Origin of the sequence: Mycobacterium sp. OAS707 (assembly GCF_014873705.1) — a bacterium.
Classification (GTDB): Bacteria; Actinomycetota; Actinomycetes; order Mycobacteriales; family Mycobacteriaceae; genus Mycobacterium.
The window spans coordinates 491370-506499 of sequence record NZ_JADBDS010000004.1; the positions used below are offsets into that span (position 1 = coordinate 491370).

Below are 15130 nucleotides of genomic sequence, written 5' to 3' on the forward strand. Positions count from 1 at the left end.
GCGCCAACGGGTTAGCTTGCGAGTCGCGTAAAACGCTTCCCAAGCTGAATACGCGGTTCGATTCCCGTCATCGGCTCCACTACGGCGTCGGCAGTAGGCCGAGCTGACGATAGATGTCGCGGCGCACCAGCGGCGCGGCGGAGTTGGTCGGCAGGCCCCCGAGAGGCCAGTCGTGAAACTGCCCCCGCCCCACCACCATCGAGATCGGCGCACCGATGTCCACCGCGCGCTGATAAAGCAGCAGGTTGGCGGGCAGCAAGATCTCCTCTGTCCCGACATACATCGTCGTCGGCGGCATCGCCTGCAGAACCTCGGTCTCCATGCGCAACGGGCTTATCCGCGGATCCTTGTCGACGATGCCGTCGAAGGTGTGCACGCCTTGGGAGAAGTACTTGATGGTGACGGCGTTGAAGAACGGGTCGTCGATCCCTCCGCCGTCATTCTCTGCCGAATAGTCGGCTTGGGCAGACATCACGACCATGCGCGCAGGCACGTCGTCACCGCGCAGGATCAGCTCCCGGGCCGCGGCAAACGCGTAGGTGGCTCCCTCCGAGTCGGCGTAGATGCTGACATTCTGGGCACCGCGATCGTCGATCACATGCGAGATGTAATCCGCCATCCCGGGCGTGACGTTGAGCAACGAACCCGCCTCGGTCCTCGCCAGTGGGTACAACGGCACCAGCACCGTCGCCCCGGTGTCACGTGCCATCTGGGTGTAGTCGAACCAGTGCAACAAGTTCGGTTGGTAGATCGCCCCGCCACCGTGGATCGCGACCACGGTGGCGCCGGTCGGATGAGCCGGTTCGAATTCCCATACCTTCCAGACGTTTCCCGGCGATACCTCGAACTCGGTCTGATGTGCGTTCAATCCCAGCGTCAGGAAGAACGGGGGATCTTCGCTAGTGATCAGCTGCGAGAGCACGGCGGTGTAGGGAATGCCGAAGAAGCCGGTGATGTCGCGCACCACGCGCAGGGTCGCGAGCGTCAACTGGTCGATGATCGTCGGTGGCGGTGTGTAAGTCAGCGAATTCTCGACCGCCCTCGTCTGAAGTCCTCCGACTGGGGTGTCGGCCGCTGGAACATCTGCCACCGACGCCGCGGGCAGTGCAGGCTCGAACTCGCGTCGCGCGAACGCCAACAGCGACCACACCGCCGGCGCACCGGCAGGCACTTGTGGCGCACTGCCAGCCGCTGACGGATGGAGCAAACCGCCGAGGAAATTCGACACCACGCCGGCTATCGCCTCGACATGCTCGGCGGGAACGGCCACAGCCGTGTCCTGCGACGAATCGGTCCTTGGCACAATCGGTTCCGCCGAAACGCCGGTGAGGGAAACATCATTGACCGTCGACGTCATCGGTGATGTTGCAACGCTGGGCATTTGTGCTTTCCGCACAGCCGTCGACTCGCTCGGCGTGGCGGGCGAAGTCTTTGCCGAGTTCCGCCTCAGATGCGTCGCAACGATTGTGTCGGAATGCGATTTGCGGCTGGAATGCTGCGGCGCCGTCTCAGGAGAGCTCGGCGACGTCGGGTCCTTCGAAGGCATCGGCTCCGAGTTGGCAGGACTCACAGCAGTGCTCGTAGCCTCCGACGTTGTCTGGGCGCCGGTGGATGCCGAGGACTCCGACGGGGAGTCGGTCGAGGCTGCTTTCGGCGAGTCAGACGACGTTCCCGACGAGGGATCAGACGGTTCAGCTCGCGCAAGCCCATGCCCGGAAAGCACAGCCACCCCGACACCCAGCGTGATAATCAGACCAGCAAACCGGCCCATATCTCGCACCGCCTTGTTGACTAGGGATATCTGGCACGATAACAACCGGAGCGGCAAAAGAAAATAAGCAGGCGGCTTCCGAAAAGGTGAGGCGTTGTTCATCGGCTCCACGATGAGTTTTCGTCCGCATTCGGGTCATCACCCACATGACAGACGAACTCTTCACCGGACTCCACTGCGTCGCCGTGCCGGTTCGCGATCAGGATCGGTCGAAGGCCCTCTTCGAGGGCATGGGCTTCACCACCACGATGGACGCGAATCTGCAGCCGGGCTTCCGCTGGATCGAACTGACACCGTCATCGGGTGGCCCGTCGCTCGCGCTCGTCGCTACCGGGGACCAGCTTCCGACCGGAATCGACACTGGCATTCGACTCATCACGTCCGACGCCCGCGCCGCCCAAACTGCGCTTGCCGCAAAGGGACTCGAGGTGGGCGATATCCTCGACTGGGAAACGGCCCCACTCATGTTCAGTTTCCGAGACCTCGACGGCAATCGCTTCTACGTCGGCCAGTCCAGCTGACTCGCGATCCGACCGGGACCCTCAACCCGAAGGGGCAGCGATGAAGACGAGCGCACCTCTCGCAACGACAGTGGTCGCGATTGCCGTCCTCGCCATCACCACAGCGTGTTCGCGCGCGTCCACGGAACCCCCTGCCGACGGCGGCGGTTCGGCTTCTTCGGGGTCCGACCGCAACCGTGCGCAACCATGGTCCAGGGAGAGGGGTTCGACTCGCCGCACACGTTGGACTACGGACAGTCGGTGACCGGCGAACTCTCGCCGGGGCGCACGGTCACCTGCACGTCTGCCGTCGACGGACTGACCTGCACCTCGACCGACGAGTCCGGATCGCGGGGCTTCCATCTCACCGTCGACTCGTTCACGGTCACCTGACGCATGCCCTGGCAGATAATTTGCAAATCCGTCAAATTTCGCCATCCGGAGCGCCAGCAAAGGTAAGTTCTGATGTGCCGCGTGGCGGCGCTTCATTGCATGGTGCGCGGCTCTCGGTCGAGGAGGCCGCCGATGCCCATCCCCAATCTGCCGCCTGGCTTTGATTTCACCGATCCCGATATCTATAAGGAACGGCTGCCCGTCGACGAACTCGCTGAACTGCGTCGGACAGCGCCGATCTGGTGGTGCGAACAACCGATCGGCAAGGGCGGTTTCAACGATGGCGGCTTCTGGGTGGTGACCAAACACAAGGATGTGCGGGAGGTGTCGCTGCGCAGCGAGGTGTTCTCCAGTTACCAGAACACAGCTTTGCCGCGATACAAGGACGACGCGAGTCGCGAGCAGATCGAGGTCGGCCGGATGGCGATGCTCAACATGGACGCGCCGCACCACACCCGGCTTCGCAAAATCATCTCGCGTGGCTTCACCCCGCGCGCAATCGAACTGCTGCGCGACGAACTCAGCGCGCGCGCACAAACGATCGCCGAGGCCGCTGCAGATGAGGGCTCAGGCGATTTCGTGGAGCAAGTGTCGTGCGAGTTGCCATTGCAGGCCATCGCAAGTCTGCTCGGGGTGCCGCAGGAGGACCGCACCAAACTGTTCCATTGGTCCAACGAGATGATCGGCGAGCAGGATCCCGAGTTCTCTCAGATGAACGCGCTCGGTGCTGCCATCGAAGTCGTCAGTTACGCAATGCAATTGGCTGAGCGCAAGTCCGGTGAACCCGGTGATGACATTGTCACCACGTTGTTGAGTGCGGACATCGACGGGCAGAAACTGTCCCACGACGAGTTCGGCTTCTTTGTGGTGATGCTTGCGGTGGCCGGCAACGAAACCTCGCGCAATGCCATCACGCACGGGATGATCGCATTCACCGAGTTCCCCGAGCAGTGGCAGCTGTTCAGAAGAGAACGGCCGACCACCGCCGCCGACGAGATCGTCCGCTGGTCTACGCCTGTGACCGCCTTCCAGCGCACCGCATTGAAAGACACCGAATTGGCAGGCACAAAGATCAAGGAAGGGCAGCGGGTCGTGATGTTCTACCGCTCGGCCAACTTCGACGAGGACATCTTCAAGGATCCGTTCAAATTCGACATCACGCGAAATCCGAACCCGCACCTCGGTTTTGGCGGGCCCGGCGCGCACTACTGCTTGGGCGCCAACCTCGCAAAGCTGACCATCGACCTGATGTTCGGAGCCATCGCCGATCACATGCCGAACCTCAAGCCAATCCGAACAGCAGAACGCTTACGGTCGGGGTTCTTCAACGGCATCACGCACTGGCAGGTCGACTATTGCGCCACCGATGCTGAACGCGCTCAGCGGGTACAAGCCCTTCGGTACCCCACGATCATCGGGTGAAGACACACCCCGACAATGGCAGCCGACCAGAACAGCGTTGCGAGTACCGGGGTCAGCACTGGACCGCCAAGTGACAGCCCTGCCATCGCATCAATGGCATAACTGAGTGGCTGATGTTGGACCAGGGGCTGAAGCCAGCTCGGATATTGAGATAGCGGAACGAACCCAGTGGAGAAGAAGAACAGCAGAGCCACCACGATGCCGGTCGACTCGGCCAGCACGGTATTGGTCATGTACAAGGCCAGCGTGGTGACGAGAAAAGCGAACGCCACTCCGAAGACAACGGGAATCGCGAACCACGCCGCTGCTGCGGCAATCCCTTGCCTGAACCGGAAACCCAGCACCAAACCCGTACTCATGACCAGCACTGTGGTGGCGAGAATCCGGATCACCTCGGCCGCGAGCCGCGAGACTAGATCCGAAGCACGGTGTATTGGTAGCACCCAGAACCGACCGAGCAACCCTTCGTCACGCTCGTGCATGAGGCAGATCCCGCTCGCGGTCGAGCCGAAAACGGCACCTACGAGGGCAGCCATCGGGACGCTGCCATACAGCGCGCTATGGCCGCTGACCGCCGAAACAAGCTTTCCGAAAACAAGATTGATCGATGCGAGGAACATCGGAGGCAGGATCAGAGCCTGCAGGAGCGTTTGGATGTCGTGGCTCCAGCGAGTCAATAGCCTTCGCGTCTGAATCCAGGTATGCAATACGAGAAGTCGAGCGGAGTTCTCGGATGGACTGCGATCGAGATGCGGTCGTACGTTATCGAACAACCGCACCCGGCCCGGCTCGCAGACAGGCTGCGCGACGGCGTTCATCGCCGCCGCCACAGAACGAAGGCGTACAACGGCACCGCGACGGCCAACATTGCGGCCAACCAAACCAGCGCAGGCGCGGTTACCGACCACGTCGGCCACGGCACGGAATTCGTGGCATCCCCGGCTAACGCACGCAACGCGTAGATGAACTGCGAATACAACTGATTGCGGACGAACCCCTGCAGCCAGACCGGAAACTGCTCCGGCGGAAGGATTCCCACTGACAACATCCCGAGAATCAACTGCGGAAGCAGAAGAATGTGAGTCGTCGCCTCGGGATTCTTGGACACGGTGCCGATGAGGTCACCCACAAACGACAGCACGATTCCGATGAGCAGCACCAAAACGCAGAAGCTGACGGTGTAGATGCCACTTCGGTAGAACCGAAAGCCGATCACGTAGCCGCACAGCAGAGCAGTCCCCAACGCTGCTGCGCATCTGTAGAAATTCCCAGACATGCGTGCGGCCAAGGGCGCCATCGGGACGATTGGCATGGCGCGAAATCGCAGATTGATGCCATGGACGGAGTCGGTCGCAGACCTGAGTGCCGCGGACATCGCGGCGAAAAACACGGTCTGCAACGCAATCATCGGCATCATGTACTGCGCATAGCTACCGGGTACGACGGTAGTCATGATCTGCTTGAGCGGCAGATACAGACTCGCGGTGAACACTGCGGACAGCGACAACGCGATGAGCAGCTCTCCACTTTTCAGCGTCGGTGCGATCACTCGGATGGTGAGCACCCACCATTGTTGGAGTGGCACCGGCTTCGGCCGGGCCATGGTCCAGGTGCTCATCACGTCACCCCTGCGGTCGGCCGCTTAGCCTCGCGAGTCGTGGTTTCCCTTGTCAGAGCGAAGAACACGTCGTCGAGCGACGGCCGACGCAGTGCGACGTCGGCGAACCTGATACCTGCCGCATCGAGTCGGCGCAGAACCTCTGCGACCGTGGCGACGCCGTCCGGTGCAGAGAACGCGATACGATCCGAAGCAATCGTCAGCGCCGACCTGACGTCGTCGAGCATCAGCGTGTCAAGCGCGTCAGCGATGGCCGAGAGCTCGCGCGGATCCTGCGGGACGATCTCGCACGAACCACTTCCAGTGCGGCGCTTGAGTTCGTCGGCAGTCCCTTCGGCAATGATCGTGCCGCGGTCGATCACGATGATGCGATCGCTCAGCGCGTCAGCCTCTTCCAGATACTGCGTCGTCAACACCGTGGTGATTCCGGCGGTCTTGAACTGTCCGACGAGGTCCCAAATGCTCTGTCTACTCCTGGGATCGAGTCCGGTAGTCGGCTCGTCGAGGAACGCCACCTCAGGGCGCACCATCAGACCGCACGCGATGTCGATTCGCCGCCGCATTCCGCTCGAATAGGTATCCACGCGACGATCGGCGGCGTCATCGAGTTCGAAATCGTGAATCAGCGCCTTTGCGCGGATGCGGGACTCGGCCTTGGTCAGCCCTTGAAGCCGGCCGATCATCACCAGGTTCTGTCGTCCGGTCAGCATGTTGTCCAAGGCGACCTGCTGACTGGTCAGCATGATCGATCGGCGCACTTTCGCCGCTTGGGAGACCACGTCATGGCCGGCGACCCACGCTTGTCCCCGATCCGGCCGCGTCAGTGTCGACAATATGTGCACCATCGTCGTCTTGCCCGCCCCGTTCGGACCGAGCAGACCGATCACCTCGCCACGGCCCACTTCGAAACTGATGTCGTGCAACGCATGAACGTCGCCGAAGGACTTGCCGACTCCGCTGACGGTCACACTTTTATCGGAAGTAGACATCGGCACCCCTCCTGGTCGCATTGCTCACAGACCGACGGCGAGTTCAAGGTCTTTCAGAGCGGTTTCGATATGACCCGTGAAGCACTGTGGGTCGGGGACGGCCGCGATGGAGGCGGCGATTCCGAAATCCAGATCGTCGGCCCTGCTGAACAACCCGAAGTTGAGTACTTGTCCCCTCAGCGTCGGCGCCAACGGGTACATGCCTTCGACGCGAGCACCGCCCCAGTACAACGGCTCGCTCCTGCCGCGCACGTGGGTAATGGTCAGGTTGAACACGGGCGGTATCTTGGCCGCCAGTCCCCTCCCCCCGCTTATCGGCGCGCAGATCAACCCTGCGAGCTCAATCGCCAACTGCTGGGGCATCTCTCGGATGATCTGTACGTTGCGTTGCATCGACGCGTGGATGGCTTCCAGCCGTTTCGCCGGGTCGTCGACATCTGTGGCGAGGTTGCACACTGCGGCGCCGAGGACGTTGGCGCGCCGGTCGTCCTCTTCACCGCGCAGGTTCACCGGTGCCATCGCGACAAGGGGAGCGTCGGGAAGTTCGTTGCGCTCGAGGAGATACGCACGCAGTGCGCCTGCGCACATGGCCAGCGCGACGTCGTTGACAGTCACCCCGGCCGCCTTGCCGACAGCCCCGATGCGCTCCAGTGGCCAAGACTGCGTTGCGCATCGCCGTGGACCTCCTGGAGCAACGTTGAAGATGGTTCGCGGCGCCCGCATCGCAGGGATCAAATCCCTTTCGCGCAGCGCGGACAGCATCAACTTCAGTGAACGCTTAACGCCGACAGCAGGTTTCGCAGCCGAGGCAGATCCTTGCGGTGTCACCGGCGCCTCAGGCCGCGGCGTCCACCCCACCCGTATCCGGCGGTCATTCGGGTCGGTGGTCATGTGCTCCTGCAAGGTCTTCGCCCCCGAGACCCCGTCAGTCATCGCGTGATGGGCCTTCAGATACAGCGCGAAGCGCCCGTCGTTCAGACCGTCGATCACATGGCATTCCCACAACGGCCGAGTCCGATCGAGCAACCGGCTGTGCAGGTCGTCGACCACGCCGAAGAGCTCATTGGTGCCTCCCGGCGCCGGCAATGAGGTGTACCGAACGTGGTAATCGATGTCCGCGCGATCGGCATAGGTCCAGCGCATCCGCGAGGTACCCCGGCGCGTCTTCACCGGATGTCCGGAATAGGCAGGGCTGACGTCGCTGAATGAGCGCAAGGTCTCGTAAAGTCGCCGGGCGAAGTCGGGTTCGGCGTCCTCCGGCGGCCTGAACATTTCGAGCATCCCGAGGTGCATCGGATGTTCCCTGGACTCCAGCAGCAACAAAACTACTGCTTCGGGAGGCGCGAATTTCCCCATCTCGGTGTCCTGTGTTCTTGGAGGACCCCAATCCGCCACGATCAGCCGCAAGCGGCCCCCCGGCCTGACTGCGTGGGAAGGATGCTACTCACCGTCTTGGTCATCGCATTGCAATTCCGGCAAATTTTAACGCCATCGTCAAGATTGGCCCCAAGAACGTCCCAAGAACATCCCAAGGCATCCGCCGCATTCTCTACGTGACCGGCCAACAGGCCGCACTCACGGATGAACGGATCGGAGCGCTGATCACCATGCTGGACGTCGACGACCTCCACCAGGCCGTCAAGGGCGTTCGCTACACCGAGCGGACGGTGACGACCCACGATGGCGTTGCACTTGCGGTGCGCGAGTATGGATCACGCACTTCGGCCGACCACACCGTCGTCCTGCTTCACGGATTGTGCCTCGACCAAACCTCGTGGGATGTCGCGCTTCGTCCGCTGCTGCGCCGCTGGGGCCGCAAGGTTCGGGTCATCACCTACGATCACCGCGGCCACGGACGGTCCGGCCACGCCCCGATCCGCACCTACCGGATCGACCAGGCCGCGTCCGACCTCGCCGACGTGCTGGCGGCCTTGGATGTCACCGGCCCGCTCACGCTGGCCGGCCACTCGATGGGCGGCATGATCGCGCTGACCTACCTCAGCCGGCCGGCTTCCCAGCGACCCGCAGACCCTGTTGGACTGGTGCTGGTCGCCACCGCAGCGGGCAAGCTGACCGAGCGCGGGATGGGCCGCCTGCTGGCGACCCCGGCGGTGCGAATGCTCTGCGGCCTGGCCCATCACGTTCGGCTGGATGCGGCCGAGCGGGTGATCCGAGCGGTAGCTCCGGCGGTGTGCGCGGCAGTCGCTCGCGCGGGTGATTTCGGCGACGACGAACGCACGACGTTCCTGTCGACGTCGGCGCGGGTGATCGGCCGCACCTCGTTGACCACCGCTGCGGGCTTTCTGACCAGCATGCGGGACTACGACGTGTACGGCGCGCTGGGTGCCATCTGCGCCCAAACCACCGTCATCAGTGGCGAACTCGACGTCATGACCCCGCCGTCGCACGCCTACGACATGGCCGAAGCCATTCCCGGTGCGACGCACTCCCACGTGGCCGCCGCCGGGCACATGCTGCTCCACGAGGCCCCCGACGTCGTCAACGGCGCCATCGCCGACGCGATCACGACGGAGTCGATCCTGGGTGCCGATCGAGACCTGGACGATCTCGACTCAGCTGCGGTTGCAGCGTTCGGCCTCGGCTCCACGGTGCGCGCGGCTTAACTACCTCCGAAGAACTGTGCGCCGAAGAAGTTGAAGCACGCGGGTCCGTCGCAGTTGCCCTGGTTTGGGCCTGGGAAGATCGCGACGTTGATGATGCCCGTGTTGTTGCCCGCGTTGTCGGTGTTGTCCGGCACGATCACGAAGTTGAAGACACCCGAGTTGTTGCCAGAACCGTCGCTGTCGTCGCCGACCAACGCGTAGTTGGTGGCAAAGCCTGGGAACAATCGGTTGTTCGTGTTATTACCTGAACCGTCGCTCCGATTACCGACGAACACCATGTTGTTTCCGAAGCTGCCGACACCGATGACGCTGTTGTTTCCGGAGCCGTCACTGTTTCTACTGATCAATGCCATGTTGTTGGCGACGTTGAAGGCGCCGACAACGAGGTTGTTGCCTGAGCCCTGGTTGCCGTTCTCCATCAGCACCATGTTGTTACCGAAGCTGAACGCGCTGGCGACGATGTTGCTGCCCGATGGCTCCAAATCCACAAAGGGCGGAAGTGGCGACAAGCCGAAGCGGCCGTTGCGATCTCCCATGAACACGAAGTTGCTGCCCCAGCTGCCCGGCAGTAGCACGAGGTTGTTGCCCGCCAGCTGATTGTCGTCGCCGATGAAGGCCCAGTTGGTACCCGTGCTGCCCGGGACCAGTAATTGGTTGCCGGACAAGAAGTTTCGGTCTCCGGCAGTGACGACCTGAAGGCCGGTACCGACGTTGTTTGCGGTCAGCAGATTGTTGTCGCCGATGAACGCGAAGTTGAGCCCGCCCACGTCCAGGCCGGATAACAGGTTGCCCCCGCCCTGGTTGCCGAAGCCCGGTCCCGCGTTGGCCAACGCATTGCCGAAGCCGGTCAGCGCGCCGACAAGATCGGGCGGTGCGGGATTCGCGGGCGCAGCGGCTGTGGGGCCAACGCCTGCGGGTCCGGTGGCAGTGGCGGCCTTCGGCTGCACCGCCGCCGTTCTCGGGGTTTCCGATGCCGCGCGGGATGACGTCAGAGCGCCGCCCGACGAGGACACCGAACTCTTCGGCATGTTCGACATCAAGTCTGTGCCGGCTTTGGTCAGATCTTTGGTGCTGCGTTGAAGCGAGCCGCCGAAGTCATTGAGTGACTTCTGAACTGAGCCGATGGCGTGCTGTACCGCGTCGCTCACGCTGTTGTTGGTGGCCCCGCCGCCGCTGTTGGCGCCGCCCGCACCTCCGTCGGCATGCGCGACGGGTGACGCCCACCCCGCGAGCAACGATGCGGTGGCCGCAGCGACGAGAAGAGCCCGGCGGCCTCTGTTGTGACGTGTGTTGGTGTGCTTGCCCACGATCGAACCCCCACATGAATCGGGCCGCATCCCCCCGGATACAGCTAATCTCCCGACCACCATCAAGTGTGTCACAAAAGTTCGCGGATATCGACGGCAGATCGTTTCCGGCTGCCGCTCGGCGGCGAGGGCGACGCGCTCGATCGAGGCCCACTATCCACATCGCGAAATATCTTGCTATATCAGGTTTATCAACTTGTTGATCAAGCAATGTCCACCGTCCGGTATTGCGACCCGTGACCACGGGTCCACGGGGTCGTCCGCCGTCCGCCTGACGTTTGCTACAGCAACAAAACGTTTCGATACGTGCAAATTTGGCAACCATATCCAGACGACCGAGGGCCAGCTTGCCTCTCGGTGATCGACTTTGCCCAGAAACCGGTGGGGGCGACGGGATGACACCGCGGCACGGGATGCGACCTTCCCTGTCGCGAGCGGCTGCGATCACCACGGCTGCGATGTTGGCGGTCGCGGGCTGCGCCGAAACCAGCCCGATAGTCAGCCACGCCGACCTGACCAAACTCGACGTGGGCAACTACTCGGCCCAGCTGCGCAACGTACGCAATGAGCCGTCCCTGCCGCAGGGCACCATGCTGGAGGGCATTCGGATGTCCGACGGGGTCGCGGATAGTTCGCAATTCGATTCGCTGCTGCTGTATCTCTGGCAGGCCGACCCGGTTCCGGATACGGCCAGCCTGGTCCAGCTGCTTGGCGAGGGGGGCAGGCAGGTGCTCGACCAATACGGCTGGGTGGCCGGCTATCGCGCCGGCTACGCCGATCGACCACAGCTGGAAAACCGAACCGCGCCGTCTGTGTTCATCGGCATCTCGATCCTGCTCCTCCGGTTTCCCGATGACGCGTCCGCACGAGGGGCGGCCTCGGCGCTGGAACCGATCAGCTGGAAAGACTTCGGCAAAACCGTTCCCCTGCCACTGCCCAAGCACCCTGAGGTGGTGGCGCGGTACACGCCGGGAACTGGGGCGCTGATAGCCGACGCGGCAGTCGGACCGTTTGTCGTGCACTTGATCCTCGAGGCGCCGCCGAATGGGATAGAGACCCATGTGGGCAGCCTCGATCCGGTCTTGGACGCCGAACACACTCTGCTGCGCGATTTCAAGCCGACGCCGGTTTCAGACATTGCGGCGCTGCCTGTCGATCCCGACGGCCTGCTGGCTCGCATGGTCACCACCGACCCGGTGAATCAGCCACCGGTGACGGGCACATTCGCCGTCTACGGCGCCACCGGCGGACTGCGCGACCAGCCGCCGAAATTCCGCAAGGACGGGCTCTACGAGAAGTGGGGGGTGGACCGAATCGGCGTCACGGCCGAGCAGCACCTCTACCGACTCCGCGATCACCAGGCCGCCATGGACATGATGGAGGCCTTCATCGCCGACTCGTCTGGACGCGAGCACGAAATCGAGGCCGACAAGAACGTTCCCGACGAACACTGCTTTGAGACTGCGCAGCCACCGCCGAATGCTCCTGCGTTCGCCTGCCGGATCGTCTTCGACCGTTTCTACACACTCGTGCGCGGCGATACCGCGATCAGCGCCAAGCAGAAAGCGGCCGCCCAATACAAGCTGTTGGCCGAAAACCCCTGACTCCTACGACACCGGCAGAGCCCGGGCAGGCCATGATGGATGCCATGGAGTCGACCCGCGTGGACAAATGGTTGTGGGCGGTCCGGCTGACGAAGACCCGGACCGATGCCGCCGCGGCGTGCCGAGGTGGACACGTGCGTGTCAACGACCGTCCCGCAAAGCCCGCCACCGCAGTGTGTCCCGGCGACAGGGTGCACGCCCGGATCGGGGACAGAACGCGCGTCGTCGAGGTAACCAGGGTGATCCAGAAGCGGGTCGGGGCCTCCGACGCCGTGACGTGCTACCTCGACCGCTCGCCCGCAGCGCCCGCGACGCCGTATGTGCCAGTGGCCGTTCGTGATCGGGGCGCAGGCAGGCCGACGAAGCGAGACCGCAGGCTGCTCGACAAGTGGCGAGCGAGCCAACGCTGATGGCGAGACTGCTCGAGAACAAGGTTGTCATCGTTGCGGGCCTCGGCGGCATCGGCAACGGCCTCGCGCGTCGCTATGCCGACGAGGGCGCACTGCTGGTGATCGGCGACCTCGACGCCGAATTGGCGGCGCGGGTCGCCACCGACATCGACCCGTCGGGTGAGCGCGTACGTGGAGTGGCGCTCGACGGTGCCGACGAGAACTCCGTCATCTCGACGGTCAAACTCGCCGTCGACGGCTTTGGCCGCCTTGACGGCATCCACGTCAACTTCACCAACGCCGCCGACGCATACGAGCCAGGCGGCGTCGTCGAATTGCCCCTCGAGGCGTTCGACGAAGTAATGCGCGTCAACACCCGCGGGTTCGTGATCTGTGCCAAGCACGCGATACCCCCGATGATCGAAAGCGGGGGCGGCTCAATAGTGTTCACCGCTTCCATCGATGCCTACAACGGCGCAGGAACCCGCGTGTCCTATGCGATGAGCAAGGCCGCCGAACTTGCGCTCATGCGCCACATCGCACGTAGGTACGGCCCGAAGGGTATCCGCGCCAATGCCATTGCGCCGGGGCTGATCTGGCACTACAAATTCGACGAGCAGTGGATGCCGGAAGGCGTCGTCGAGCAGACTCGCGCACGGCAGATGATCAAGTCGCGCTTCGGAAAGCCGGACGACGTCGCCGCTTTGGGCGCGCTGTTGCTATCTGATGACGGCAGCTTCATCACCGCACAGACGATCAGTGTCGACGGTGGAGTCACCTTCCGGCCCTGAGCGCAATGTCGTGACATCGCGTCCGACGCGCCCTGCGCAACGCCTTAGCCATCGCTGCTGCCGACTCCGGTGTGCTGGTGATCCTCCAGTCGAATTCCTTGGCGTGCTCGAACCAGACGAAACCGGCGACGTCCCTCTGTTCGGCGACGAAGTCGACGAAGCGGGCGATCCATTTCGCCTTGCGGCCACCACTTTCACTGCAGCCCACTTCGGCGACGAGGATCGGCTTGTCCGAACTGATCGCACGCAATTCACACAGCACATCACCGAAGAGTTCTTCCGGCTCGGTCCATCGGCTCATGGGAAGGCTTGTGCCCCAGTTGTATCCGTCGACGCCGAGTACGTCCACGTAGTCGTCACCGGGATACCACGCCGGTAGCGCACCGACGCCTGCCGCGGTCGGACACCACACCCACCTGACGTTGTCAGCGCCGCGGCTGGAGAACACGTCGTGGATGTGCTGCCACACCTCGACATACGTGGCAGGCGACGTCCCGCACGCGGGCGACCATGGATACCAGTCGCCGTTGAATTCGTGCGCGAGTCGCAGATGCACCGCCGATCCCCAGTCCCTGATCTCGTCGGCCCACCGGCACAGGTATTGATCGAGGGCACCCGAGACGATCGACCTGACGACTGCAGGCGACCGATCGTCGGTCCAGCACCAGGGCTCCCAGGTGACGATCGGATCGGCACCGCAGTAGGCCGCGACTGCTATCGCCGCGATCGGCGGGCTGGCGAAGAAGTCCTCGAACGCCATCACCATCTCGGCGCGGCGGCCCACCGCGTCGGCGACGGCCTGCAGTTCCCGCGCGGCAAGCAGGCCGCCCGGCGTGCTCAGACCGAACTTCAGCGGCGCTCCGACCGCGGTGCGAGGCGCACAAGTCACCGTCGTGGTCCCGTTCACTGGCGCCCCCAAGCTGCCGAAAAACGCTCGATGCCACGTAGCATAAATTGACGTATACGTCAATGCTAGCAAATTCGCCGACTCGGGCGGCTCAGCGGTAGTAGGTTTCCCCGCCGGTCGGGTAGCCACCGCCAGTGGTCGTCACGTGGACGTGGTCGAAGTGGCCGTATCCGCCGCGCTGCGCCCCGCCTGGCGTGTAGTAGACACCGCGCCAGATCGCATCCTGGATGCCGAAAACGGCCGCGTTCTGCAGCACGTACTCCACGATCTGGTTGCCCAGCGCGATGCCCGCATCACTGCTCGGGTTGGGGATCATCACGTCGAGCGCCAGTCCGTCCGGATGCCACCGCAGCGCATCCGGGCGAACGCCACCGATCTCGTGGATCTCGGGGAACTCCTCGCTGATGTGACGCGCAGTCAAGATCGTCCTGACCTGCAGCCCTCTCTCGGGGGCCACCCCCGGCGGCAGCGCGCGGTCGACGACCCGATATCGCGAGGCCGAAACCAACTGAGCAGCAACAGGATTCGCGTCCGAATGCGCACCTGCCGGTTCCACCAACGGCGCCGCAGGCGGTGCCGCGATGATCTCGGCGCAGCACGGAGGCGCTGTCTCGGCCGCAGGCGCAACGTGGGGCGCGGCGGGCTTGGCTACGGGTTCGGCCGCGAACGGATGCATATCCGCTCCGAGGGCGAAGAACATGGCGGCCGGGGCGATGAACGCAGCCAGCGCAACAGGCGGCTTACGCCGCTCCCTGGCTAATGAGTGCCGGCCCACGGCAAGCACCATACGAAAAAACAGGGCCAAATGTCACGAA

16 protein-coding genes and 1 tRNA gene are annotated in these 15130 nt (G+C 63.5%); 9 read left to right on the forward strand and 8 right to left on the reverse strand.

Going from position 1 to position 15130, the window contains the following annotated elements; all coding sequences use genetic code 11:
• The first annotated feature begins 2 nt into the window (after nucleotides 1-2).
• Nucleotides 3-79, forward strand: a tRNA-Gly gene (locus GGC64_RS27460).
• Here GGC64_RS27460 and GGC64_RS27465 read toward each other — a convergent pair.
• Nucleotides 80-1303 (reverse strand): alpha/beta hydrolase, encoded by a 1224-nt coding sequence (locus tag GGC64_RS27465; RefSeq protein WP_192725735.1) that lies wholly within the window; start codon nucleotides 1301-1303, stop codon nucleotides 80-82.
• A 37-nt stretch (nucleotides 1304-1340) separates the two neighbouring features.
• On the opposite strand from GGC64_RS27465, the gene GGC64_RS27470 reads away from it, so the two are divergent.
• From GGC64_RS27470 to GGC64_RS27485, 4 genes are all read left to right on the forward strand, one after another.
• A complete protein-coding gene (locus GGC64_RS27470; RefSeq protein WP_192725736.1) occupies nucleotides 1341-1838 on the forward strand; it encodes a hypothetical protein in 498 nt (165 codons plus the stop codon).
• Between the two features lie 79 nt (nucleotides 1839-1917).
• Nucleotides 1918-2292: a VOC family protein gene (locus GGC64_RS27475; protein WP_192725737.1), complete on the forward strand. Its 375-nt coding sequence runs from the start codon at nucleotides 1918-1920 to the stop codon at nucleotides 2290-2292.
• 186 nt (nucleotides 2293-2478) lie between these two features.
• Nucleotides 2479-2664 carry a hypothetical protein gene (locus GGC64_RS27480; protein WP_192725738.1) on the forward strand — a complete coding sequence of 62 codons (186 nt, stop codon included), beginning with the start codon at nucleotides 2479-2481 and terminating at the stop codon, nucleotides 2662-2664.
• Between the two features lie 132 nt (nucleotides 2665-2796).
• A complete protein-coding gene (locus GGC64_RS27485) occupies nucleotides 2797-4086 on the forward strand; it encodes a cytochrome P450 (protein WP_192725739.1) in 1290 nt (429 codons plus the stop codon).
• Here the strand turns inward: GGC64_RS27485 and GGC64_RS27490 are convergent.
• The 4 genes from GGC64_RS27490 to GGC64_RS27505 are packed head-to-tail and all read right to left on the reverse strand — an operon-like array spanning nucleotide 4044 to nucleotide 8049.
• Nucleotides 4044-4916 (reverse strand): ABC transporter permease, encoded by an 873-nt coding sequence (locus GGC64_RS27490; RefSeq protein WP_370582359.1) that lies wholly within the window; start codon nucleotides 4914-4916, stop codon nucleotides 4044-4046. The two genes, GGC64_RS27485 and GGC64_RS27490, sit on opposite strands and share 43 nt — an antisense overlap.
• Entirely contained in the window at nucleotides 4901-5704 is an 804-nt protein-coding gene (locus GGC64_RS27495) for an ABC transporter permease (RefSeq protein WP_192725740.1), read from the reverse strand. The genes GGC64_RS27490 and GGC64_RS27495 overlap by 16 nt, the downstream gene beginning before the upstream one ends.
• Nucleotides 5704-6693 (reverse strand): ATP-binding cassette domain-containing protein, encoded by a 990-nt coding sequence (locus GGC64_RS27500; RefSeq protein ID WP_192725741.1) that lies wholly within the window; start codon nucleotides 6691-6693, stop codon nucleotides 5704-5706. Before GGC64_RS27500 ends, GGC64_RS27495 begins: the two co-directional genes overlap by 1 nt.
• Before the next feature lie 24 nt (nucleotides 6694-6717).
• Complete coding sequence (locus tag GGC64_RS27505; RefSeq protein WP_192725742.1) at nucleotides 6718-8049, reverse strand: wax ester/triacylglycerol synthase family O-acyltransferase; 1332 nt, start codon at nucleotides 8047-8049, stop codon at nucleotides 6718-6720.
• Nucleotides 8050-8246: 197 nt separating this feature from the next.
• Here GGC64_RS27505 and GGC64_RS27510 point away from each other — a divergent pair, with 197 nt between their 5' ends.
• On the forward strand, nucleotides 8247-9317 hold the full coding sequence (locus GGC64_RS27510; RefSeq protein WP_370582361.1) for an alpha/beta fold hydrolase: 1071 nt from the start codon (nucleotides 8247-8249) through the stop codon (nucleotides 9315-9317).
• Here the strand turns inward: GGC64_RS27510 and GGC64_RS27515 are convergent.
• Nucleotides 9314-10624, reverse strand: a complete 1311-nt coding sequence (locus GGC64_RS27515; protein WP_192725743.1) for a hypothetical protein — start codon at nucleotides 10622-10624, stop codon at nucleotides 9314-9316. The two genes, GGC64_RS27510 and GGC64_RS27515, sit on opposite strands and share 4 nt — an antisense overlap.
• Before the next feature lie 413 nt (nucleotides 10625-11037).
• Between GGC64_RS27515 and GGC64_RS27520 the strand changes: the two genes are divergently transcribed.
• From GGC64_RS27520 to GGC64_RS27530, 3 genes are read left to right on the forward strand one after another with little or no spacing between them, the layout of a single operon-like run.
• Nucleotides 11038-12228, forward strand: coding sequence for a hypothetical protein (locus tag GGC64_RS27520; RefSeq protein WP_192725744.1), 1191 nt, complete (start codon nucleotides 11038-11040; stop codon nucleotides 12226-12228).
• Between the two features lie 44 nt (nucleotides 12229-12272).
• Entirely contained in the window at nucleotides 12273-12638 is a 366-nt protein-coding gene (locus tag GGC64_RS27525; RefSeq protein WP_192725745.1) for an RNA-binding S4 domain-containing protein, read from the forward strand.
• Nucleotides 12617-13408 carry an SDR family NAD(P)-dependent oxidoreductase gene (locus GGC64_RS27530; protein WP_370582363.1) on the forward strand — a complete coding sequence of 264 codons (792 nt, stop codon included), beginning with the start codon at nucleotides 12617-12619 and terminating at the stop codon, nucleotides 13406-13408. The genes GGC64_RS27525 and GGC64_RS27530 overlap by 22 nt, the downstream gene beginning before the upstream one ends.
• Here the strand turns inward: GGC64_RS27530 and GGC64_RS27535 are convergent.
• Together GGC64_RS27535 and GGC64_RS27540 are read right to left on the reverse strand one after the other, a co-directional pair.
• Nucleotides 13392-14315, reverse strand: a complete 924-nt coding sequence (locus tag GGC64_RS27535; RefSeq protein WP_369434859.1) for a glycoside hydrolase family 26 protein — start codon at nucleotides 14313-14315, stop codon at nucleotides 13392-13394. The genes GGC64_RS27530 and GGC64_RS27535 overlap by 17 nt on opposite strands.
• A 91-nt stretch (nucleotides 14316-14406) precedes the next feature.
• Nucleotides 14407-15102, reverse strand: a complete 696-nt coding sequence (locus tag GGC64_RS27540; RefSeq protein WP_192725746.1) for a hypothetical protein — start codon at nucleotides 15100-15102, stop codon at nucleotides 14407-14409.
• Nucleotides 15103-15130: the final 28 nt, after the last annotated feature.

Excerpts from the sequence above, each read along its gene's own strand:
- GGC64_RS27540 (WP_192725746.1), bottom strand. The coding sequence starts at position 15,102 with ATGGTGCTTGCCGTGGGCCGGCACTCATTAGCCAGGGAGCGGCGTAAG.
- GGC64_RS27505 (WP_192725742.1), bottom strand. The coding sequence starts at position 8,049 with ATGGGGAAATTCGCGCCTCCCGAAGCAGTAGTTTTGTTGCTGCTGGAG.
- GGC64_RS27500 (WP_192725741.1), bottom strand. The coding sequence starts at position 6,693 with ATGTCTACTTCCGATAAAAGTGTGACCGTCAGCGGAGTCGGCAAGTCC.
- GGC64_RS27520 (WP_192725744.1), top strand. The coding sequence starts at position 11,038 with ATGCGACCTTCCCTGTCGCGAGCGGCTGCGATCACCACGGCTGCGATG.
- GGC64_RS27525 (WP_192725745.1), top strand. The coding sequence starts at position 12,273 with ATGGAGTCGACCCGCGTGGACAAATGGTTGTGGGCGGTCCGGCTGACG.
- GGC64_RS27485 (WP_192725739.1), top strand. The coding sequence starts at position 2,797 with ATGCCCATCCCCAATCTGCCGCCTGGCTTTGATTTCACCGATCCCGAT.
- GGC64_RS27475 (WP_192725737.1), top strand. The coding sequence starts at position 1,918 with ATGACAGACGAACTCTTCACCGGACTCCACTGCGTCGCCGTGCCGGTT.
- GGC64_RS27480 (WP_192725738.1), top strand. The coding sequence starts at position 2,479 with ATGGTCCAGGGAGAGGGGTTCGACTCGCCGCACACGTTGGACTACGGA.
- GGC64_RS27495 (WP_192725740.1), bottom strand. The coding sequence starts at position 5,704 with ATGAGCACCTGGACCATGGCCCGGCCGAAGCCGGTGCCACTCCAACAA.